This is a genomic window from Rhodocyclaceae bacterium (assembly GCA_020248265.1).
Lineage (GTDB): Bacteria > Pseudomonadota > Gammaproteobacteria > Burkholderiales > CAIKXV01 > CAIKXV01.
This window is the reverse complement of record JADCHX010000013.1, coordinates 66,863-89,137: the sequence shown is the minus strand read 5'-3', so window position 1 is coordinate 89,137 and position 22,275 is coordinate 66,863. Positions and strand designations below refer to the sequence as shown.

Annotated in this window: 18 protein-coding genes; 8 read left to right on the top strand and 10 right to left on the bottom strand. The window is 66.0% G+C overall.

The genetic code is table 11. From position 1 onward, the window contains the following. Positions 1–22: 22 nt before the first annotated feature. Positions 23–433: a hypothetical protein gene (locus ING98_14590; GenBank protein ID MCA3103091.1), complete on the top strand. Its 411-nt coding sequence runs from the start codon at positions 23–25 to the stop codon at positions 431–433. Positions 434–449: 16 nt separating this feature from the next. On the opposite strand, the gene ING98_14585 is transcribed toward ING98_14590, so the two are convergent. Then, positions 450–1,067, bottom strand: a complete 618-nt coding sequence (locus ING98_14585) for an MGMT family protein (protein ID MCA3103090.1) — start codon at positions 1,065–1,067, stop codon at positions 450–452. Between the two features lie 374 nt (positions 1,068–1,441). On the opposite strand from ING98_14585, the gene ING98_14580 reads away from it, so the two are divergent. Next, the gene (locus ING98_14580) at positions 1,442–2,563 is read left to right on the top strand and encodes a hypothetical protein (GenBank protein ID MCA3103089.1); all 1,122 of its coding nucleotides are present in this window, start codon (positions 1,442–1,444) and stop codon (positions 2,561–2,563) included. Positions 2,564–2,674: 111 nt separating this feature from the next. On the opposite strand, the gene ING98_14575 is transcribed toward ING98_14580, so the two are convergent. The 6 genes from ING98_14575 to rpmH form a co-directional block, all read right to left on the bottom strand. Next, positions 2,675–3,880 carry a tyrosine-type recombinase/integrase gene (locus ING98_14575; protein MCA3103088.1) on the bottom strand — a complete coding sequence of 402 codons (1,206 nt, stop codon included), beginning with the start codon at positions 3,878–3,880 and terminating at the stop codon, positions 2,675–2,677. A gap of 183 nt (positions 3,881–4,063) precedes the next feature. Further along, a complete protein-coding gene (gene mnmE, locus ING98_14570; GenBank protein MCA3103087.1) occupies positions 4,064–5,425 on the bottom strand; it encodes a tRNA uridine-5-carboxymethylaminomethyl(34) synthesis GTPase MnmE in 1,362 nt (453 codons plus the stop codon). Beyond that, the gene (yidC, locus tag ING98_14565) at positions 5,409–7,115 is read right to left on the bottom strand and encodes a membrane protein insertase YidC (protein MCA3103086.1); all 1,707 of its coding nucleotides are present in this window, start codon (positions 7,113–7,115) and stop codon (positions 5,409–5,411) included. Before yidC ends, mnmE begins: the two co-directional genes overlap by 17 nt. A 17-nt stretch (positions 7,116–7,132) precedes the next feature. Next, on the bottom strand, positions 7,133–7,432 hold the full coding sequence (yidD, locus tag ING98_14560; protein ID MCA3103085.1) for a membrane protein insertion efficiency factor YidD: 300 nt from the start codon (positions 7,430–7,432) through the stop codon (positions 7,133–7,135). Beyond that, the gene (rnpA, locus tag ING98_14555) at positions 7,384–7,761 is read right to left on the bottom strand and encodes a ribonuclease P protein component (GenBank protein ID MCA3103084.1); all 378 of its coding nucleotides are present in this window, start codon (positions 7,759–7,761) and stop codon (positions 7,384–7,386) included. Before rnpA ends, yidD begins: the two co-directional genes overlap by 49 nt. A gap of 90 nt (positions 7,762–7,851) precedes the next feature. Further along, complete coding sequence (rpmH, locus tag ING98_14550; GenBank protein ID MCA3103083.1) at positions 7,852–7,986, bottom strand: 50S ribosomal protein L34; 135 nt, start codon at positions 7,984–7,986, stop codon at positions 7,852–7,854. A 222-nt stretch (positions 7,987–8,208) separates the two neighbouring features. Between rpmH and dnaA the strand changes: the two genes are divergently transcribed. From dnaA to gyrB, 3 genes are all read left to right on the top strand, one after another. After that, on the top strand, positions 8,209–9,705 hold the full coding sequence (dnaA, locus tag ING98_14545; GenBank protein ID MCA3103082.1) for a chromosomal replication initiator protein DnaA: 1,497 nt from the start codon (positions 8,209–8,211) through the stop codon (positions 9,703–9,705). 199 nt (positions 9,706–9,904) lie between these two features. Then, positions 9,905–11,017: a DNA polymerase III subunit beta gene (locus tag ING98_14540; GenBank protein MCA3103081.1), complete on the top strand. Its 1,113-nt coding sequence runs from the start codon at positions 9,905–9,907 to the stop codon at positions 11,015–11,017. Between the two features lie 58 nt (positions 11,018–11,075). Further along, positions 11,076–13,499, top strand: a complete 2,424-nt coding sequence (gene gyrB / locus ING98_14535; protein ID MCA3103080.1) for a DNA topoisomerase (ATP-hydrolyzing) subunit B — start codon at positions 11,076–11,078, stop codon at positions 13,497–13,499. A gap of 12 nt (positions 13,500–13,511) precedes the next feature. On the opposite strand, the gene ING98_14530 is transcribed toward gyrB, so the two are convergent. The 3 genes from ING98_14530 to ING98_14520 all read right to left on the bottom strand — a co-directional run bounded on the left by ING98_14530 (position 13,512) and on the right by ING98_14520 (position 19,044). Further along, a complete protein-coding gene (locus ING98_14530) occupies positions 13,512–16,292 on the bottom strand; it encodes a DNA topoisomerase III (protein MCA3103079.1) in 2,781 nt (926 codons plus the stop codon). Positions 16,293–16,392: 100 nt separating this feature from the next. Next, positions 16,393–17,619, bottom strand: coding sequence for a DNA-protecting protein DprA (gene dprA, locus ING98_14525; protein MCA3103078.1), 1,227 nt, complete (start codon positions 17,617–17,619; stop codon positions 16,393–16,395). 99 nt (positions 17,620–17,718) lie between these two features. Further along, the gene (locus ING98_14520; GenBank protein MCA3103077.1) at positions 17,719–19,044 is read right to left on the bottom strand and encodes a LysM peptidoglycan-binding domain-containing protein; all 1,326 of its coding nucleotides are present in this window, start codon (positions 19,042–19,044) and stop codon (positions 17,719–17,721) included. A 208-nt stretch (positions 19,045–19,252) separates the two neighbouring features. On the opposite strand from ING98_14520, the gene ING98_14515 reads away from it, so the two are divergent. The 3 genes from ING98_14515 to rsmB all read left to right on the top strand — a co-directional run bounded on the left by ING98_14515 (position 19,253) and on the right by rsmB (position 22,272). Then, the gene (locus ING98_14515; protein ID MCA3103076.1) at positions 19,253–19,759 is read left to right on the top strand and encodes a peptide deformylase; all 507 of its coding nucleotides are present in this window, start codon (positions 19,253–19,255) and stop codon (positions 19,757–19,759) included. A 75-nt stretch (positions 19,760–19,834) separates the two neighbouring features. Then, positions 19,835–20,848, top strand: coding sequence for a methionyl-tRNA formyltransferase (locus ING98_14510; protein ID MCA3103075.1), 1,014 nt, complete (start codon positions 19,835–19,837; stop codon positions 20,846–20,848). Next, positions 20,848–22,272 (top strand): 16S rRNA (cytosine(967)-C(5))-methyltransferase RsmB, encoded by a 1,425-nt coding sequence (gene rsmB, locus ING98_14505; GenBank protein ID MCA3103074.1) that lies wholly within the window; start codon positions 20,848–20,850, stop codon positions 22,270–22,272. Before ING98_14510 ends, rsmB begins: the two co-directional genes overlap by 1 nt. The last annotated feature ends 3 nt before the right edge of the window (positions 22,273–22,275 follow it).

Below are 22,275 nucleotides of genomic sequence, written 5' to 3'. Positions count from 1 at the left end.
CACAGTCCAGTTCGTCGAGTTCATGCCGAAGGTGCTCGACGAGGGCGTTCTCTACGTGTCGATGACCTACGCGACAGCGAGCCACCGATGCTTGTGCGGCTGCGGCATGAAGGTGGTGACACCGCTGTCGCCTACCGACTGGCGGCTCATCTTTGACGGTGACTCAGTGTCGCTTCACCCTTCGATCGGCAACTGGAGCTACCCGTGCCGCTCGCACTACGTCTTGCGCGGCAACCGCGTCATCTGGGCGGGACCGATGTCAGACACGGATGTTCGCGCGGTGCGCGACGCCGATGCTCACGACAAGCGGCGCTACTACCGCCTACGGCTCGATCCGCGACCGGCGCCGGTGCCGTCGGTCAAGTCACCGTCGGCTCCGGGCGATGCGGGCCGCCGACGGGGATGGCGACGCATTCTGGACTGGCTTGAATGAGGTTGGCGGACTTGCCTCAATCGAAGTACTGTTCTACCGCGAATAGCTCGGTGCCGCTCCATCGCGGTCCGGGCAGCGAGGTTGCGGCACTGACGACCCGACTTGAGATGTCGACAGGTAGCCTCGCCAGAACCTTCGGGAACGCCCGGCAGTATGCGTTGGCCACACCCGCCAGCTCGGCGAGCTGTCGGTAGGCGATGTACTGCCCGGCAGGCACCGCGCATGCGACGCCAAGAACCCGCGCCTGCCAATCATCGCTCATGGCAGGCAGGGAGGAACGCACCAGCGACACCTCGTCACCGACGCCGAACGACCCACCTCGCAAGACGCGGGCCAGCATGCCTCGGTGCTTTCCGATGGTCTTGACGGTTCCAGGCTGCCGACGCTCCAAGAGCCCGCAGGGCTCGCATTGGATCGTCAGCCACAGCACGACATCGGAGCCAAGGCGAAGAAGGTCGCCCGAAAGCAGATGTGAGGTAGAGCAGTCGATGCGCAGGTTTTCACGGAGTGTTGCTTCGGGCAGCCCAAACTGATCATAGGCAGCGTTCCCGGCGATTAGTAGCTGCCGTGGCGAGTGTGGGCAAGCGTGCCTGTCGCCGACGATGCCGTGGTTGGCAACTGCGTCGACTCGCAACAGACTCCTTGGCTTGACCCCTTTGGCAGCCCGGCTGTATGCGGCTTGCACGGAGCCAATGGTCTGCCAGACTGTTCGATCTCGCAGCGCTTGCCTGTTCGTCGGGTATGAGGTTGTGAGCAGTAGGCCTTGAATCATACGTCGGGTGTGTAAGTTTCCGCCACAATTGAGGTGGCTTTCCGCGAAGCTTTGCGGGCCACATCCTCGCTGCGAGGACGGTACCCCGCGACAGCCCCTTGAGGCCGCTCAGCGCCGACCACGGTGCCACGGTCAAGCCTAAGCTATGTGGCGATGCGCCGGGATAATCTGGTCTTACTTAAAAAACGCTAGGCAGATCCGCTGCAGCGCAGCAACCGCCTCCAGGAGAGTAAGGGATGGAAGTCGAACGCAGGGTCGGCGCCGCCGGCCGGATCGAGCTCTGGGGCTACGAATGGGATCTCGCACAGAAGCCCGCGAAGAAGACTGCACACAGGTTTCTGGGGTACGAGAAGCCGACTCAGGAACAGGCCCCCGTGGTTCGCGAGGCCATCTGCTGGTCGTATGGCAGGACGCTGGGCAACATTGCTGTGTCGAGCGAAGACCTGCTCGGCCTGTTTCCAGGAAAGGAAGGCGATGACGCACAACTCGACTGCGACATCGTCGGTGCAGGCAAGATGCGCAACGGGGCCGCTCGTTGGTGGTGTCGCACTCACCAGCGCCACTGGGGCACGAAAGGCGACATCGCAGGCGCCGAAGCAAATGGCAAGGTGCAGTGTGCAAATCACGACCAGCCGATGTCATACGTCGTCGACCCCGAGCACATCGACATCCAGAGTTTCGCAGAGGTCGGGATCTGGTGCTCGATGCCCCCAGCCCTAAGCCACAACGGCTCGTCGAAGCCTCGACGACCCAAGATCCACGTCCACATCCGCAAGGCGCCTGGCGAAGCCAAGGTGGTAGATCGCGATTTCAAGGCGCTATCTCTGCACTACAACGCAAACGACAACTTGTTCGGCAGCCACGAGATCACTAGGGTTCACCTTACACCACCCTCGGCTTTGGAGTTCGTTCTTGCCCTCGAAAGCGGCAAAGCTATGGGTTGCATCAACTGCTACGACTGCGGCTATCCGCACCTGGACTTGGGAGACTTCGCCCGCAAGCCTCATACGAAGCACCTCTGCGGCAACTGCGGACGGGACAACACACGTAGCAAAGGGGCAATCTCGTCCACCCCCCTGAAGCCGCTGCATGACCAATTCAGCAAGGCCAACAACTACGTGGATGTCGTCAAGGAAATCGACCTTGACGCCTTCCCGGGGCTACCTTTCCAAGTCTGGGCGTCCACCCCCGCCGTGCTCTGGACGGCTGATCGCCCGCAGGAGCGCGGCATCCATGTGCACGTCTACAAAGACGACAAGTACCTAGTCGACGACACCTTCGGCGTCGTGCGCTATCAGGGGAAGATCCTCGAACGCACGCAACTGCTGGAGGCGATGGTGGCAAGCACCATCAACTGAAGGCGTCCAGCGCGCCGGAGTGGCACGAGCCGTCCAACTTGGAATGGCCGGTTACGGCGGTCGCCGACACTCGCCTTAACGAAACGAATGACCGTCTCCAGTCTGTTCCAGTCACCCAGCACCACCCAAACTCTTCCTATCCGATCCCTCCCCCAACCCCTCCACATACTCCCCCCAGAACCCCAGCATCTCCCGCCGCTGCCCCGCATACTCCGCCCGGTTATACACGCCGCGCACCCCGCCGATCGTGTGGTTCAGCGCCTTCTCCACCACATCCGCCGGCCACCCATGCTCGTGCAGCAGCGTCGACGCGGTCCGCCGCAGATCATGAATGGTGAACGCCGGAATGTCCTGGCCGCGCAGCGCCACCTTCAGCGCATTGTTCATCGCGTTGTGCGCGAAGGGCTTGTCGAGCGACCCGCGCCCGGGCAGCACCAGCTCGCTGCCGCCGGCCAGTGACCGCAGCTCGGCAAACAAGGCCAGCGCCTGCGGCGACAGGTACACGATGTGCGGCTTGCCGGTCTTGGAGTTCTCGGCCGGAATGTGCCACTCGGCCTTCTCGACATCCACATGCTCCCAGCGCGCGAGCATCAGCTCCGACTTCCGCACCAGCGTGAGCAGGATGAGCCGCAGCGCCACCTTGAACTGCCGGCGCACGTTCGACTCCATCACCGCCTTAAGGAACACGCGGATCTCCTGTGGTGCCAGCGCCCGTTCGCGTGAGCGCGCGCGGTGCACATGCCGCATCGGCAGGGCCATCACCGGATTGGTCGCGGTCAGGCCAGCGGTCATGGCGTAGTCGAAGAGCCGCTTGAGCAGGCCGCGGATCACGCCGGCGGCCGCGTCGAAGCCCTCGTCCTTCTTGCGCCAGATGATGGCGCGCACATCCTCGGTGGTCACCTCGCCCACCGGCTTGCTGCCGATGGCCGGCACGATGGACTTGTCGAAGTAGCGCCGGGGGATAGTCGTGTCCTTGCGGTCGCGGTTGACGATCTCGCGGAAGAAGCGCTCGCCGAACTCGGAAACCGTCACCTCCGGCCCCAGCCCCTGCCGCGTGAGCCGCTTCTGCTCCGCCGGCGATTGGCCCTGCGCCACCAGTGCTTCGCGCCGGTCACGCTCCAGCCGTGCCTGGCGCAGCGACAGCGCCGGATAGCGCCCCAGCGTGACCCGCTCGGGCTTGCCGTTCACCCGGTAGCGGTAGTGCCAGAGCATGCCGCCGGTGGGGAACACCTCGATCACCAGGCCACGCTCGTCGGTGCGGCTGTAGCGCTTGGCCTCGGGCTTCAGGGCGCGGATGGCGGTGTCAGTGAGCGGCATGGGCGGGCTTCCATGTACACATTAGGGACTTTTGCGATCATATCCCTGATGTGTACTCATGCGTGTACATGAAACCGTTCGGCTCTTGCCGGAAGCCAGCGGCATGCAACAGCTATAAAAACCAATCATATCAGATGCTTGTACGATTTCCTCGGAAGCCTCCGGAACCCCTCGGACCCCCGCCTACTTCCCGATGCAGAACCTCCCGAAAATCTCCCCCAGCAACGCATCCGGCGTCATCCGCCCCACGATGGACCCCAGCGCCTCATGCGCCAGCCGCAGCTCCTCGGCCAGCAGATCCGCCGGCAACCGCCCCTCCGCCGCCGCACTCAGGTGATGCTCGGCCGCCTGAAGCGCCGCCAGGTGCCGGGTGCGCGCGAGGAACACGCCCTCGCCGGTTTCCGTCTGACCACCCAACCGCAGCAAGGCTGCGCGCAGCTGGTCGATGCCCTCCCCGGTCCGCGCCGACAGCCGGATCGTCCATCCGCCTGCGCCGTCGGATTCCGCAGCCGCTTCGCCGGTCAGGTCGATCTTGTTCACCACCTGCAGACGCGCGACCGACGCCGGCAGGGCTTCCAGCGCGCGCGCCGCCACGCTGGACAGGAGCGCTTCGCCCTCCACCGCGTCGGCTGCGCTCACCGATATCACCAGGTCGGCCCGCGCCAGTGCATCGCGCGTACGCTGCATGCCGAGCTGTTCCACCGGGTCGTCGCTGTCGCGCAGGCCGGCGGTGTCCACCAGGTGGATCGGCAGACCTTCGACCACGATCGTCTGCCGCACGGTATCGCGCGTGGTGCCCGGGTGTTCGGTCACGATCGCCACCTCGTCGCCGGCGAGCCGGTTGAGCAGGCTCGACTTGCCGACATTGGGTGCGCCCGCCAGCACGACGACCAGCCCCTCGCGCAGCGCGCTGCCCTGCCGCGCCGCGCGAAATACCGCCGCCAGTTCGCTTCGTACGGTGGCCAGGCGCTGCAGCGCGTCGGACTCGGCGAGGAAGTCGACGCCATCTTCCTCCGGGAAATCGAGGGTCGCTTCCACCAGGATGCGCAGGTCGAGCAGGGCATCCGCCACCCGGTCGACCGCCGCAGAGAACTCGCCGGACAGTGACCGCAACGCGCCACGCGCCGCCTGTTCGCTCGCGGCATCGATCAGGTCGGCGATCGCCTCCGCCTGCGCGAGGTCGATGCGATCGTTGACGAAGGCGCGGCGGGTGAACTCGCCGGGTTCGGCCAGGCGTGCGCCCAGAGCGAGGCAGCGTTCGAGGACGCTGCGCAGGACGACCGCCCCGCCATGGCCGTGCAACTCGAGCACGTCCTCGCCGGTAAACGAGCGTGGGCCGGCAAACCAGAGGGCGACGCCGATATCCAGTGCGCCGCCCTCACCGTCGCGGAACGTGCGCAGCGATGCCTGCCGTTCTGCGGGCAGGCCACCGATGATTCCCTCGGCGACCCGGGCCGCGCCTGGCCCGGACACCCGTACGATTCCTACCCCTGCGCGGCCCGGGGCCGTCGCGATGGCCGCTATCGTGTCAGCGCTTGCCCGCATTGGCCGGCTTGGCCGCATCCGTCTCGATCTGGCGCGTGATGTACCACTGTTGCCCGATCGACAGGATGTTGTTCACCAGCCAGTAAAGCACCAGGCCGGCGGGGAAGAAGAAGAAGAACGCGCCGAAGATGAACGGCATGACCTTCATGATGCGCGCCTGCACCGGGTCGGGCGGCTCCGGCGACAGGCGCATCTGCACCACCATCGACGCGGCCATCAGCAAAGGCAGGATGTAGAACGGGTCGGGTGCCGACAGGTCGATGATCCAGCCGAAGAACGGCGCATGGCGCAGTTCGACCGAGCCGAGCAGCACCCAGTACAGTGCGATGAACACCGGGATCTGCACCACGATCGGCAGGCAGCCGCCGAGCGGGTTGATCTTCTCGGTCTTGTACAACTCCATCATCGCCTGCTGCAGCTTCTGCCGGTCGTCCGGATACAGCTCCTTGATACGCTGCAGCTTCGGTGCGACCACTCGCATCTTGGCCATCGACCGGTAGCTGGCTGCCGACAGCGGGAAGAACGCCAGCTTGATCAGCACCGTCAGCAGGATGATGGCCACGCCCCAGTTGTGCACCAGTGCGTACAGCCACTTCAGCACCCAGAACAGCGGCGAGGCGAAGATCGTGAACAGGCCGTAGTCGACGGTGAGATCGAGCCCGGGCGCGATCTGTCCGAGCTTCTCCTGCTCCTGCGGGCCGGTATACAGCGGTACCTGGATCACGGCCGTGGCGCCGGGGGCGATCGCCGGCACCGGCATCACCGCGCCGGCGGCGAACAGTCCGTTGGCGAGCGGCTTGGCGAAGTATTCGCGCGGCTGCTTCGGACCGGGCAGCCAGGCGGTGACGAAGTAGTGCTGGACCATGCCCACCCAGCCGTTGTCGGCCTGGGTGACGAACTTGGCTTTCTTCTTCTCGATGTCGTCGAACGAGATCTTCTCGTACTTGCCCTCGTCGGTGTAGACCGAAACGCCGGTGTACGTCGGCACGAACCAGGAATCGCCGATCGGCACCGACCGGTCGCGTATCACCTGGAAGTAGGCGAACGGCGACTGCGGCTCGGCGCGGCCGTTGGTCACTTCATAGGCCACGTCGATCAGGTAGCTGTCGCGCTTGAAGGTGAGCCGCTTGATGACCTTGAAGCCTTCGGTGTCGAGCGCTTCGAGCTTCACCACCAGTTCGTTCTGGCCGTCTTCGAGCTTGAGCGGGCCGGGCAGCAGGCGGTACTTCGTGAGGTGCGTCGGCAGGCCGGGCCCGATCAGGCCGCTCTGGGCCACATAGGTGTGCTGGGCCGTTTCATCGAGCAGCACGAAGTTGCGGTCGTAGGCGTAGGTCTGCTTGTGCTTGAGCATTTCGAAGCGGCGCAGATCGCCACCGACGGTATCGAGTTCGATCTTCGCCAGGTCGGTCTCGATGCGGATGCGTTCGCCACCCGGCAATGCACCGCTGGGCGTGGCCGGCGCGGCACCGGTCGCGGCGGGTACTGCCGCCGTCGCGGACGGCGCGGCGATCGTCGGTGCGCCCGGTACCGGAACAGCGGGGGCCGCAGCGCCCTTGCCATCGGTGGCCGCCGACCCGGGGGCGCCGGCGACTTCAGCGGCCGGGGGCCGTTGCGCCTTGGTCCAGGCGTCTGCCAGCATCAGGACCGAGAAAGCGAAGATGAAGAACAGGACCAGCTTGCGGGTATCCATGCGACGCTCGGGAACCTTTACAGTGCGGAATCGCCGCCCGGCACCTGCCGTGCGGATGCCGGGACGAAACGTGGGGCCGGCTGCCCTGTCTCGGGACGACCGGTCGGATCAGGCACCGGGTCGAAACCGCCCGGATGCCACGGATGACACTTGCACAGCCGGCGAGCGGACAACCACCCACCGCGCACGGCGCCGTGAGTATGCAACGCCTGCGTTGCATATTCCGAACATGACGGCATGAACCGGCACCTCGGGCCCAGCAACGGGCTCAGGAAGTAGCGGTAGAACCGGAGCAGTCCGATTGCGATGCGTACCATGCGGCGACATCCTCGAGCCGGGTGCAGACTTCACTGGCGGCCCGATCGACCCCGGCCCCGGGTTTGCCGCGCAACCGGACCACCACCTGCAGCCCGGGCAGTGCGGCCAGCAGAACACGGAAGCGGCCGCGGATGCAACGCTTGAAACGGTTGCGGTCGACCGCCCTGCGCAGCGCCTTGCGTCCGACGATGAAACCCAGCATGCCGAGGGTTGCGGCCGGGTTGCAGCGGACGTGGATCGAGCAGTCGGGTGTCGACCAGCGTACCCGGCTGGCCATCACCCCGCGGAATTCGTGCTCTCCGAGCAGGCGGTGCGGACGGGCCAGCATTTGATTCTTTCACGCACACAGGGGCCGGGCATCGCCTGGGGCTTGCCGAATGCCGGTGGGTTGCTACCGGCCTGCCTGCGGGAACGATCCTCAGACGGCGAGGCGCGCGCGGCCCTTGCGACGGCGGGCGCGCAGGATTGCCTGCCCGGCAGGCGTCGCCATGCGGGCGCGGAACCCGTGGGTGCGCTTGCGGCGCACGACTGAAGGCTGGAATGTGCGTTTCATGGGAATGGGTCTCGGCGAAAAAGCCCTCGATTAAACGAGTTACCACAGCCGGTGTCAAGCTTCACGGGAAGGGCGGCGTCTGACGGATGGTCATCCGATGGAAAAGCGCTGTGGATAACTCACCCGCGGATGGTAGAATCCACGGTTCCGCAAGCGCTTGCATCGAGCCCCTCCACAGGGGTCCGGCCGGGTGCTGCACCGCCGCCGAGAACCCCGATACTAATGTCCGAATTCTGGTCCGATTGCCTGTCCCTGCTGAAACAGAAGCTGTCCGTTCAGCAATACGACGCGTGGATCCGGCCATTGTCTGCCCGAGAGGCAGACGGGAAGATCCTGGTCACCGCGCCGAGCCGCAAGGCGCTCGAGTGGGTGAAAGAGCAGTACCTGCCCGACATCCAGAAGTTTGCCGAGCAGCGCGGCGATATGCTGGTGATCGAGATCGATGTCGGTACGCGCAAGCCCGCCAACGGGGCCCGGTCTGCGGCACACAATGGTTCCGCGACCCCGACCGTGCCCCAGACCGCGTCTGCGGGCACGTCCGCAGGTGCGTCGCTCGATGTTCGCGACGACGATGACCCCGCGGGCGCGGAAGACCTGCGCGAACCGGCCGCAGCCGCCGCGATGCTGGTCGAACCCGCGCTGTCGCCGCGCCCCAACGGCGGCCTCGGAAGCACGACCGATCCGACGCTCGCGCAGACCATCGGCACGCTGAGCGACGGCTTCACCTTCGACACCTTCGTGACCGGCAAGGCCAACCAGTTTGCCCGGGCCGCAGCCCTGCAGGTAGCGGAGAACCCAGGCCGCGCCTACAACCCGCTGTTCCTGTATGGCGGCACCGGGCTGGGCAAGACCCACCTGGTGCAGGCGATCGGCAACTTCGTGCACGAACGCAACCCGGCGGCGGTGATTCGATACATCCATGCCGAGAAGTACGTGTCGGACGTGGTGCGCGCCTACCAGAACAAGTCGTTCGACGCGTTCAAGCGCTTCTACCATTCGCTCGACCTGCTGCTGATCGACGACATCCAGTTCTTCTCCGGCAAGAGCCGCACCCAGGAAGAATTCTTCTACGCGTTCAACACGCTGACCGACCAGCGCAAGCAGATCGTCATCACCTGCGATACCTACCCGAAGAAGATCGAGGGCATGGACGACCGGCTGCTGACCCGCTTCGCGTGGGGCCTGACGGTCGAGATCGAACCACCCGAACTCGAGATGCGTGTGGCCATCCTGCTGAAGAAGGCCGCCGCGATCGACATGGATATCTCGGAAGAGGTGGCCTTCTTCGTCGCCCGGCATTTCCCCTCGAATGTGCGAGAACTCGAGGGCGCGCTGAACCGGATCCGCGCCTATTCTCGTTTCAATGCCTGCACGGTCAGCATCGATTCTGCCCGCGATGCGCTGCGCGACATACTTGCCGTGTCCATGCGGCAGGTCTCGATCGAGCAGATACAGAAGGCAGTCGCCGACTACTTCAAGATGAAGGTGTCAGAGATGCATTCGAAGCGTCGCTCGCGCGCCGTGGCACGTCCTCGCCAGGTCGCGATGGCGCTGGCCAAGGAGCTCACCACGCATTCGCTGCCCGACATCGGTGGCGCCTTCGGGGGCCGCGACCACACCACCGTGCTGCACGCCTGCCGGCAGATCGCCCGGCTGCGCACGATCGACACCGAACTGGGTCGCGACTACCAGACCCTGCTCCAGCAGTTGCGCCATTGACCACCTTCAAACCCTGCGCGTTTCCTGTGGACAGAATCTGTCAGGAATGGCCGCCGCAGAAGTTATCCACATTCGTGTACAGCTTGTCCTGTTTTCCTCAACAGCAGCAGATTGACGGCAACCCCGCGACTGGCCGTGATCGAGGCCGGTTATCCCCCGTTTCTCCGTGCCTTATCTATCAGTCTTATTCATATACCCAATGAAACTTCTCAATATAGCTCGCGACACGCTGTTGAAACCCCTGCAGGCGGTGACCGGCATCGTCGAGCGCCGGAACACGTTGCCGATCCTGTCCAACGTCCTGCTCGAAGTCGACGGTGACCGGCTGAGCCTGCTCGCCACCGACCTCGAGATCCAGGTCGCGACCAGCATCCTGGTCGAAGGCAAGGGCAAATCGGAAAAGCAGGGCGTCACGGTGTCGGCGCGCAAACTGCTCGACATCCTGCGAGCGCTGCCCGAATCGGCGCAGATCGAACTCGACGCAAAGGATGGGCGATTGCAGGTCAGCGCAGGCAAGAGCCGCTTCAACCTGCAGACCCTGCCGGCCGATGACTTCCCGAAACTGGCTGCGTTCGAATCGACGCAGCCGGCCATCACGCTGCACCAGGCTGCCCTGCGTGCGCTGCTGAATCGCGTGCAGTACGCGATGGCCCAGCAGGACATCCGCTACTACCTGAACGGCCTGCTGCTCGAGACCGACCAGACGACCCTGAAGGCCGTGGCCACCGATGGGCATCGGCTGGCCTACACCAGCCTCGAACTGCCCGAGGCGCTCGACAAGCGCGAGTCGATCCTGCCGCGCAAGGCGGTGCTGGAACTGTCGCGCCAGCTCGAGTCGAGCGAATCGCCGGTCACCATCGAATTCGGCGCCAACCAGGTCCGCTTCCGCTTCGGCGAGATCGAACTGATCAGCAAGGTGATCGACGGGCGTTTCCCCGATTACACCCGCGTGATCCCCACCCACTACCAGGATCATTTCCAGATCGAGCGCACGGTGCTCGGCAGCGCGCTGCAGCGGGCAGCCATCCTGTCGAACGAGAAGTTCCGCGGCGTGCGCTGGGTGCTCACCGGCAACAGCCTGCGCATCGTCTGCACCAACAATGAGCAGGAAGAGGCCGAGGAAGAACTCGAGATCGAATACGCCGGCGCGGCGCTCGATATCGGCTTCAACGTCACCTACCTGCTCGATGCGCTCAACAACGTCGAGTGCGACACCGTGGTGTGTTCGCTGGGCGATGCCAACAGCAGCGTGCTGATCACCCATGGCGAAGACGCGAGCTTCCGCTATGTGGTGATGCCGATGCGCATCTGAAGCCGTTTCAGTCGTACTCACGGGCCACCCGGCCCGGCAGTCAGCACAGGACTCATCGATGATCTCCCCGGACTCGAACTCGACCTACAATTCCGAAAGCATCAAGGTGTTGCGCGGCCTGGAGGCCGTACGCAAGCGTCCGGGCATGTACATCGGAGACACCAGCGATGGCACCGGGCTGCATCACATGGTGTTCGAGGTGGTCGACAACGCCGTCGACGAGGCGCTGGCCGGGCATTGCGACGACATCCTGGTCACGATCCACGCCGACCATTCGATCTCGGTCGCCGACAATGGACGAGGCATCCCGACCGACATCAAGGAAGACGACGAACTGCGCCGGTCGGCGGTCGAGATCGTGATGACCGAACTGCACGCCGGCGGCAAGTTCGATTCCAACTCGTACAAGGTCTCGGGCGGGCTGCATGGCGTGGGTGTGTCGTGCGTGAACGGTCTGTCCGATTGGCTGAAGGTCACGGTGCGGCGCAACGGTGAAGTGCACCAGATCGAATTCCGCCGCGGCGTGCCGGTATCGCCGCTGGTGAAGACCGGCACCACCGACCGGCGCGGCACCGAAGTACGCTTCATGGCCGATGCCGAGATCTTCGGAACGGTGGAATACCATTACGACATCCTGGCGCGCCGGTTGCGCGAACTCTCTTTCCTGAACAACGGCGTGCGTATCCGCCTGATCGACGAGCACAACGACCGAGAAGAGAATTTCGCGTTCGTCGGAGGCGTCAGCGGTTTCGTCGAATACATCAACCGCTCGAAGCAGACGCTGCATCCGCATGTGTTCCAGGCGTCCGGCGAGAAGGATGGCATCAGCGTCGACGTGGCGATGCAGTGGAACGACGCCTACCAGGAGTCGGTGCTGTGCTTCACCAACAACATCCCGCAGAAAGACGGCGGAACGCACCTGACCGGGCTGCGCGCGGCCATGACCCGCACGCTCAATGCCTACATCGAGGCGAATGAAACCGCCAAGCGCGCGAAGGTAGAGACCACCGGCGACGACATGCGCGAGGGCCTGGCCTGCGTGCTGTCGGTGAAGGTACCCGAGCCCAAGTTCTCGTCGCAGACGAAAGAGAAGCTGGTGTCCTCGGAAGTGCGCGCGGTGGTCGAAGAGGTCGTCGCACAGAAGCTGTCCGAATACCTGCTCGAGCGTCCGGTCGACGCGAAGATCATCGTCGGCAAGATCGTCGATGCCGCGCGTGCGCGCGAGGCGGCTCGCAAGGCGCGCGAGATGACCCGGCGCAAGGGCGTACTCGACGGCCTCGGGCTGCCGGGCAAGCTGGCCGATTGCCAGGAGCGCGATCCGGCGAAGTCAGAACTGTTCATCGTCGAGGGTGATTCCGCAGGTGGCTCGGCCAAGCAGGGCCGCGACCGCAAGAACCAGGCGATCCTGCCGCTGAAGGGCAAGATCCTGAACGTCGAGAAGTCGCGCTTCGACCGTGTCGTCTCGTCGCAGGAGATCGCGACGCTGATCACCGTGCTCGGCACCAGCATCGGCACCGCCGAATACGACATCAGCAAGCTGCGCTACCACCGTGTGATCCTGATGACGGATGCCGACGTCGACGGCTCGCACATCCGCACGCTGCTGCTGACCCTGTTCTACCGCCAGATGCCCGAACTGGTCGAGCGCGGCCACGTCTACATCGCACAGCCGCCGCTCTACAAGGTGAAGCACGGCAAGGACGAGCGCTACATCAAGGACGAGCACGAGCTCAAGCAGTACCTGCTGCGCGTCGCACTGGAAGGCGCGTCCCTCGATCCGGGAAAGGGTCCCGATACGGTTGCCGCGCAGGTGCTCTCCGGCGAGGCGCTCGAGGAACTCGCGCGCGAATACCTGCTGGCCGAGGCGGTGATCACCCGCCTGTCGCGCCGGTTCGACACGCTGTTCCTGCATGCGCTGATTTCCGAGACTGACATCGATGTCTCGACTTATGCGAACGCGCGCGCGTCGGTCGACCGCATCAACAAGCGGCTCACCGGCAGCCAGGTCGAGATCGCGCAGGAAGCCGAGCCCGACAGCGAGGCGATCCGCCTGCACGTACGCCGCAACGAGCACGGCAACTGGCGTACCACCGATGTCGATTCGTCGTTCTTCGAGGGCGGCGATTACCGGCAGCTGCGCAAGACCGGCCTGGTGCTGCAGGGTCTGCTCGGGCCGGACGCGCGCATCCGCCGCAACGACAAGGAGCATCCGGTCAGCGTGTTCAAGGACGCGCTTGACTGGCTGCTCGAGCAGGCGAAGACCGGCCTGACCCTGCAGCGCTACAAGGGGCTCGGCGAGATGAACCCCGAGCAGCTGTGGGAAACCACGATGGACCCGACCACGCGCCGCCTGCTGCGGGTACAGATCGAAGACGGTATCACCGCCGACGAAGTGTTCACCAAGTTGATGGGCGAACTGGTCGAGCCGCGGCGCGAGTTCATCGAGCAGAATGCGCTGGGCGTGAAGAACCTGGACGTCTGAGCTGCTACACGGTCACGCGGCGGCCTTCTTCCGCGCGGCCGCCGTCTTCGCGCCAGCCTTGGCAACCGCACGCCTGGTGACCGTCTTCGCGGGCTTCCGGGCACCTGCACTCGCGCCGGCAGCAGCGGTATCCTCGGCATCGGCTGCCGCTGCAGCCGCCTTTGCTGCCGCGACCTTCGCCACCACCTTCGCAGCGGTCTTCGGCACCCGAGGCTCGAACTCGAAGCTCACCTTGCCATCGCCGCCACGCACCAGGTAGGCGGAGAACGGACGGCCCTTCTTCGAGATGAACTTGTGCAGCAGGTCGGTCTTGCCGGTGGTGAGCAGTCTCTGCATCTGCGCCTGCTCGATCTCGCGCTGCAGGATGATCTTGCCCGAGCGGAAGTCGCACTGGCGATCCGGGCCCACCGATTTCTCGCACTGGTAGGCAAGCCCGGTGTCGTAGACCTTGTGGTGGCACTTCGGGCATTCGCCCAGTGGCGTCTTGTCGGAGAAGTCGACCGGTTCGCCACTGTCGGCAGCCGACTGGCCGAAGTCGAACTCGGTCGAGAACTCGGCGTTGAGCTTGATCATCGCCGCGAACGGACGGCCGAGGCGGCTGCGGAACCCTTGCAGCGGACCGATCTTGCCGGCGACGATCAGTTCCTCGATTTCGATCGGCTCGAACTGCCGGCCGGACAGGATGCGCCACACCGAGAACTCGCACTTCTGGCACTGGAACTTCTTGTAATTCTCTTTCACCACGCCGCCGCATTTCGGGCAGGGTGCATCGAGCGTCGTGTAGTCGCCCGGGACGGTATCGGTTTCGTGACCTTTCGCCCGCTCGACCAGGTTGCGGGTCATCGCGGCGATCTCTTCCATGAACGCCGGCCGGCCGATGCGTCCCTGTTCCATCTCGGCCAGCTTGAACTCCCACTCTCCGGTCAGCTCCGGCGAACACAGTTCGGCGATATCCAGCCCCTTGAGCAGGGTCATCAGCGAGAACGCCTTCGGGGTCGGCCTGAGTTCCCGGCCTTCGCGTACCACGTACTCTTCGTAGATGAGCTTCTCGATGATGCCGGCACGCGTGGCCGGTGTACCGAGGCCGCGCTCTTTCATCGCGTCGCGCAGTTCTTCATCGTCGATCAGCTTGCCGGCGCCTTCCATCGCGGACAGCAGCGTCGCTTCGTTGTAGCGCGCGGGTGGCCGGGTCTGCTCGGCGCGTGCATCGATCTCGATCGTCGTGACCGTCTCGCCGGCGGTCACCATCGCCAGCGAGGGCGAATCTTCGTCCGCGACATCCTTGCCGTAGACCGACAGCCAGCCCGGGTTCACCAGCACCTTGCCTTCGGTCTTGAACGGCTCGCCCTCGACCCGTGTGATGCGCGTGGTCAGCAGGTATTCGGCCGGCGGGAAGAACACTGCCATGAACCGTTTGGTGACGAGGTCGTAGATCTTCTCTTCCGCCTCGGACAACGACTTGGGCGTCATCGGGGTGGGAATGATCGCGAAGTGGTCGCTGACCTTGGCGTTGTTGAAGATGCGCTTGTTCGGCTTCACCCAGCCCGACTTCAGGATCTGCCCGGCCGGCTTCGCATAGCGGGTGCCGGACATGGCTTCCAGGGTCGCATGCACGGTGTCGACATAGTCTTCCGGCAATGCGCGGGAATCCGTCCGCGGATAGGTGAGTGCCTTGTGTTTCTCGTAGAGCGCCTGCGCGATCGACAGCGTCGTCTTCGCCGAGAAACCGAAGCGCCCGTTGGCTTCGCGCTGCAGGCTGGTGAGGTCGTACAGCAGCGGCGACAGCTGGGTCGACGGTTTCGTCTCTTCGGTCACCACGCCTGGCTTGCCGCGGCACTTCTCGGCGATCGCCGTGGCGCGCGCTCCATCCCACAGCCGCTCGGCCTTCAGTTCCGGGTCGCGCACCTCGCCGCCGGGCAACTCCTTGCCCCTGGCGAACGTCTCGTCGAACCAGCGGCCGGGGTAGGTACCCTTCTCGGCTTCGAACACGCCGTGAATCTCGAAGTACTGGCGCGACACGAAGCGCTTGATCTTCTCTTCGCGGTCGACCAGGATCGCCAGCGTCGGCGACTGCACGCGCCCGACCGTGGTCTTGTGGAAACCACCGGTCTTGGAATTGAACGCGGTCATCGCCCGCGTGCCATTGATGCCGACGAGCCAGTCGGCTTCCGACCGGCAGACCGCGGCATCGGCCAGCGGCAGCAGGTCGCTGTCGTCGCGCAGGTTCTCGAAGCCCTCGCGGATCGCGGCCGGGGTCATCGATTGCAGCCACAGACGCCGGATCGGCTTGTCGACCTTCGCGTGCTGCACGATGTAGCGGAAGATGAGTTCGCCTTCGCGCCCCGCGTCACAGGCGTTGACCAGCGCGGTGACGTCCTTGCGCTTGAGCAGGCGCACCAGCATCTTCAGCCGGTCTTCGTTCTTCTCGATCGGACGCAGCCCGAAATGCGGCGGGATCACCGGCAGCTGCGCGAACGACCACTTGCCGCGCTTGACCTCGAACTCGTCGGGCACGATCAGCTCGAGCAGGTGGCCGACCGCTGACGACAGCACGTACTGGTCGTTCTCGAAATAGTCCTGGTGCTTGTCGAAGCCGCCGAGGACCCGGGCGATGTCGTTGGCGACCGAGGGCTTCTCGGCAATGATCAGCGTCTTGCCTTCGCCAGCCGGTGCGGCGGTGCTCGCCGTCTTCGACGATTTCGTCCGGCCGGAGCCCTTCGCAGGCGGGCTGCTGGAGATCGTTTCGGTAGTCGATTTGCGAGTTCTGGTAGCCACGGTATCCGTTCGAAGCATGGAATTTCGCGCGGTTGACGGTCATCGGCAGCCGGTGTACGCGAAAAAAGTGCGTTTGATCATAAGGGGATTCGGCCGACAGCGGAAACCGGCGTCGATTTCAGCCGCCCCTCGCGAATTCAAAGCCCGGATCCGCCAGTCGCTGGAAAAGCCCGTGCCCGGCTGGTGCGATGCGCGCGGCGAGCTCGAGTTCGACCAGTGCGGCGTTGACGCGTTGTGGCGTCCAGCCGAGCACCATACAGAGCGTATCTGCAGAAACGGGATCGTGGGTGACTACCGCAAGCATAGTCTGTGGATCGGCATCGAGTGGTGGAACCTGGCCTGACCCTGTCGGTGACCCTGCCCCTGCCCCTGCCCCGGCGCGGTCGGTAGCCGCGCGATGGGCGGCTTCGTGCGTGTCGGGCACGGTCGCCGGCGCCCGCGCCCAGCCCAGTTCCTCGATCACGTCGGCCGTGCTTTCGGTGAGCTTCGCACCCTGGCGGATCAGCAGGTGGCAACCCCTCGCCATCGGGGAATGGATGGATCCGGGGACGGCGAACACCTCCCTGCCCTGTTCCGTTGCGAGCCGGGCGGTGATCAGCGAGCCGCTGCGCAGGTTGGCTTCGACGACCAGGCAGCCCAGTGCCAGCCCGCTCAGGATGCGGTTGCGGCGCGGGAAATGGTCTGCCCGAGCGGTCATGCCGAGCGGGAACTCCGATACCAGCGCGCCTTCGAGGGCGATGCGATGGGCGAGATCGCGGTTGCGGGCCGGGTAGACGATGTCCAGGCCGGTCCCGACCACGGCGACGGTCGAGCCGGCACCGCCCAGCGCGCCGCGATGCGCCGCAGCGTCGATGCCCAGGGCGAGGCCGCTGACCACCGTCAGCCCGGCTTCGGAGAAGCCGCGCGCGAAGCCCTCGGCGGTCTGGGCGCCGAGGGCCGAGGGATTGCGGCTGCCGACCATTGCCAGGGCCGGCCGCTGCAGCAGGTCGAGTCGGCCGGCCACATACAACAGGACCGGCGGATCATCGATCTCCTGCAGCAGGCACGGGTAGGCGGGGTCGTCGAGCGACAGCAGGTGGTGGCCCGGTTCGGCCAGCCAGCCGAGCGCCAGCGCTACCCGCGGGTCTGCGCCCCCGAGCTGGAGCGCCCGGGCGAGATCGGGCGGGTTGCCTCCGCGTGCACGACCGCCCTGCGCGCCGGCCAGCCTGGCCGCGGCGATCGCGGTGCGCGACGGCCAGTCGAGTTCCGGCCCGCCGGCGTCCGCCAGCACACGACGGATCCGATCAGTGATGCCGGGTGCAAAGGCGGCCGCGAGCCAGCCGATCGTGTTGCTGCCGACGGGCATCGGTGGTGCTCCTCTGTCCTGAGTGGAAGACCGGACCGGCGCAAGCCGGTACGGAGAGCCCACCCGGCGACCGGCACAGCCGGTCGCACTACGGCCGGATCAGGGGTTGCGCACGACGTCGCTGACGTTCACCGGGCGAGAGGTGTCCATGATGATCGCGTAGCTGACGCGATCAAACGTGCGAAACACCATCAGCACGCCATAACGTTCCTCGGGCACACCCTTGCCGGTGCGCATGCTCTGTGCCGGGGGCTTGCCCGCATTGTTGGAACCCAAGGGCGCAGCCTGCCCGGTCGGGCCGACCCGGCCCCAGATGATGTCGCCGCGCAGGTTGCTCATGTCGAGATCTTCGCGCTGCTGGCGCTGGCTCTCCAGAGGGGCATCGCTGCCGGACGGGCCGACGCGGCCCCAGAGCACGTTCGGCCGGTTGCTGGCGCGCTCGGCAAGCGGATTGCGGAACATCGCCAGCACGCTGCCCACCTCGAGGCCGTCATTCCTGCCGCGGTTGAGCGTCACGATGTCGTACTGCGCCACCTCGACCACGTTGGCGCGGCCGTAGACACCGATGATGCGGCCGTTGACCGGCTGCGCCGGCGGACGCGGGATGTACTCCGGGAACCCGGACGGCGGCACCGGTACCAGCCGGTCGCCGATCACGATCTCCTGCGTGGAGCGCACGATCTCCACGGTGGAGACTTCGCCGAAGCGGGTAACCTTGACTTCGCCGAGGTAGAACGCCTCGCGCCCGAGCGGCTGCTTCGTGTCGGGATCGATCAGCATCTCGCCCGGACGGAAGACCTGGAAACTGCGGCCCAGCTTTTCGTCCAGTCCCCTCACGTAGGCGACGTTGCCGGCGCCGATGACCACGCGGTTTTCCTGTGTTTCGATGATGGTCGCCGCGGCTGCGATCTGCTCGTTCGTCACGATGAACGGACGCACCAGGAACGGTTCGATCTTCTGCGACGGAATGGCCGGGATCGCCCTCGGCCCGATCGCCTCGACGCGAATACCCGGCGACAGCTTCGTGACCTGCTCCGCCTGGATCAGCCGGGCGGCCGGTTGCCCCGGCTCGGCCCGGCGATTGATCACCACGATATCGCCGGGGAAGATCCGGTGCGGGCTGCGGATCTGATCCTTGTTCATGTTCCAGAGTTCGCCCCAGCGCCACGGGTCTTTCAGGAAGCGGCTGGCGATCGACCACAGCGTGTCGCCGGCGACCACGACATGGCGGTCCGGTGCGTCTTCGCGCAGCTCGAGCGGCGTTGCGGTGGTCGCCATGGTCGCTGTCGCGGCGGCTGCCGGCTGCCGGGGTTCGCCCGGCGCGGTCGCCTGTGCAGACGCGCTGCTGGCAAATACCAGAGAGGCGCCGGCAATCGCGAGCGATATAATGGTGGATGTCATCGGCTTGTCTATCTGGCGCATCATGGCAGTCGCCTCCCCCGCCGCGGCGCGGTGGTGTAAGAAGTCTGACCTCCGGACGAACGCGCGAGCCGCCGCCGCATGCGGTGTGCTGGGCAGGAGTCGGGCCGGGGCACCGACCGAGCGCCAGATCACCGTTGGGCGACCGGATGCACTCCGGAGTTAAAACGTTGCGTGAGATTCTGCGGTTAATGTATTAAATTAGCAAGCAATTATGGCCCTGCTCCCGATCCTCCACTTCCCCGATCCCCGGCTCCAGAAAGTCGCTGCTCCGATCGAGCGCATCGACGACGAGGTGCGTCGGCTTGCTGCCGACATGGCCGAGACCATGTATGCGGCACCGGGCATCGGGCTGGCCGCAACGCAGGTCGACGTACACCGGCGCCTGATCGTGATCGATATCTCCGAGGCGCACGACCAGCTGCTTACGCTGATCAACCCGCGCATCCTCGGGCAGTCCACAGACACCCAGGAGTGTGAGGAAGGATGCCTGTCGGTACCGGGCATCTTCGATGAAGTCGAGCGGCCTGCCCAGGTCGAGATCGAAGCACTCGGCCTCGACGGACAGTCGTTCCGTCTCAAGGCCGAAGGGTTGCTGGCGGTCTGCGTCCAGCACGAGATGGATCATCTGGATGGGATCGTTTTCGTCGATCATCTGTCCCGGTTGAAGCGCAATCGTATCGTGAGCAAGCTGCGCAAGCAGCAGCACAAGGTTCTCTAGTCCCGCTCGGTAGCGGCGCAATCCGGCCTGTGCTTGAACGGGCGGCTGCGGAAAGTCCCACCCGGCCCTGATCCGATGCGACTGGTCTTTGCAGGTACTCCCCCGTTTGCAGCCGCCGCACTGGCTGCGCTGGCCGATGGCGGCCATGAGATCGCCTGCGTGCTGACCCAGCCCGACCGGCCGTCCGGTCGCGGCATGAAGCTCACGGCCAGCGCGGTCAAGGCGCTTGCGCTGCAACGTGGCCTGCCGGTGGCGCAGCCGGCGACGCTGCGCGATGCGGCCGTCCAGGCCGATCTCGCCCGCCTTGCGCCGGACGCGATGGTCGTTGCCGCGTACGGCCTGCTGCTGCCGCCGGCCGTGCTGGCAATCCCCCGCCTCGGTTGCCTGAACATCCATGCATCGCTGTTGCCGCGCTGGCGCGGCGCTGCACCGGTGCAGCGTGCCCTGCTGGCAGGCGATGCGGAAACAGGGATCAGCATCATGCAGATGGACGCTGGCCTCGATACCGGCCCGGTCTGGTCGCGCCGCGCACTGCCGATCGGCGCGCGCGAGACGGCGGGCATGCTGCTCGAGCGCCTGACCGCCCTCGGCGCAGCGATGATCGTCGAGAGGCTCGGCGCCGCAGGCGGTTCCATCGTGCCGGAGCCGCAGTCCGACAACGGTGTCACCTATGCACACAAGATCGAAAAGCGCGATGCCGCGATCGACTTCTCGCAGCCTGCGTCGTCGATCGATCGCCTGGTGCGGGCGTTCGACCCGGTGCCCGGAGCGTTCTGCGAGTCGGGTGGCCAGCTGCTGAAGATCTGGCGGGCGGTTCCGGAAGACCGGACGTTCCCGGAAGGCACCCGGCCGGGCAGCCTGCTGGCGATCGATGCGGAGGGCTTCTCGGTGGCCTGTGGGTCCGGTTGCCTGCGTGTGCTCGAAGTGCAGCGCGCGGGCGGCCGGCGCCAGGCCGCGTCTGCGTATGCGCATGCGGCTGGCCTGCACGAGGCCAGCCTGCTCGGTGCCGGGTCTGCCGTGCTGTCGCCGGTGTCGCCGGTGCCTCCTGCAGCGGCCGCGGCAGCCGAGACAGCTGGACGTCCTCGCTGATGGAGGCTGTACAGGTCCGTGCGGCGCGCACGGTTGCGGCAGTGCTCGCAGGCCGCAGTCTGTCGAGCGAACTGATGGCGGCGCTCGACCGCTCGCCCGCGCTGGCCGGCGGCGAACGTGGCCAGCTGCAGGACCTGTGCTACGGCACGCTGCGCCACCTCGGCGAACTGCGCGCGGTCGCCTCGGCGCTGGTCGACCGCCCGCTCACCGACGCACTGCTGCAGGCGCTGGTGTGGGTCGCGCTCTATCAGCTGCGCCACACGCGCGCCGCCGCGTACGCCGTCGTCGACGGTGCGGTGGAAGCCTGCGCCGCGCTCGGCAGCCCGCGCGCACGCGGGCTGGTCAACGCAGTGCTGCGCAATGCACTGCGCCGCAGCGCCGAACTCGACCGGGTTGCGGTGGCCGACGACAGCGCGCGTTACTCGTTCCCGCAGTGGTGGATCGAACGGGTACGCAAGGATTATCCGCAGCACTGGCGCGATGTCCTGGCCGCCAGCAACGGCCATCCGCCTTTCACCCTGCGCGTCAACCGGCGGCGCACCGACACGGAAGCATTCATCGCCGCGTGCGCTGCGCGAGACATCGAGGCGGTGCGCATCGACTCGATCGAGGCCTTTCCGCTGGCGCCGTCGCTGCGGGATGGTGCCGCGGCCCTGATGCAGCCGGTGCGGATTCCCCTCGACGCCTGCGTGCGCCTGCCGCGGGCGCTACCGGTGGAATCGCTCCCGGGGTTCGACCAGGGCTGGTTCAGCGTCCAGGATGCCGGCGCCCAGCTGGCCGCCCTCCTGCTGTCGCCCCGGGATGGCGACCGGGTGCTCGACGCCTGCGCCGCGCCGGGCGGCAAGTCGACCCACCTGCTCGAAGGCGCCGACATCGAACTGGTCGCGCTCGACAGCGATGCCGGGCGCCTGCGTCGCGTGTCCGACAACCTCGGCCGGCTGGGCCAGATGGCCACGCTGGCTGCCGCCGACGCTGCCCACCTCGCGTCGTGGTGGGACGGCAGGCCGTTCCAGCGCATCCTGCTCGATGCGCCCTGCTCGGGATCCGGCGTCGTGCGTCGCCATCCCGACATCAAGTGGCTGCGCCGCGCGTCCGACCTGCCTCGCCTGGCCGCGCAGCAGCGGCGGTTGCTCGACGCCCTGTGGACGGTGCTCGCGCCCGGCGGCTCGCTGCTGTATTGCACGTGTTCGGTGTTCCCGGCCGAGAACGAGGCCGTGCTGGAGGCCTTCCTTGCCGACCAGCCGGGCGCGCGTCGGGTATCCTGCGTGCAACAGGCGCACACCCCGGCCGTCCGGGGTGCGGGCGATGCATCGGATATCGCCGCGGCGCGCGGCGATGCCGATCGATCGTCGACCGGAGATCTGAGGCTGCTGCCTGATCCTGACCACGATGGGTTCCACTACGCATTACTCAGCAAGCCTTGACCC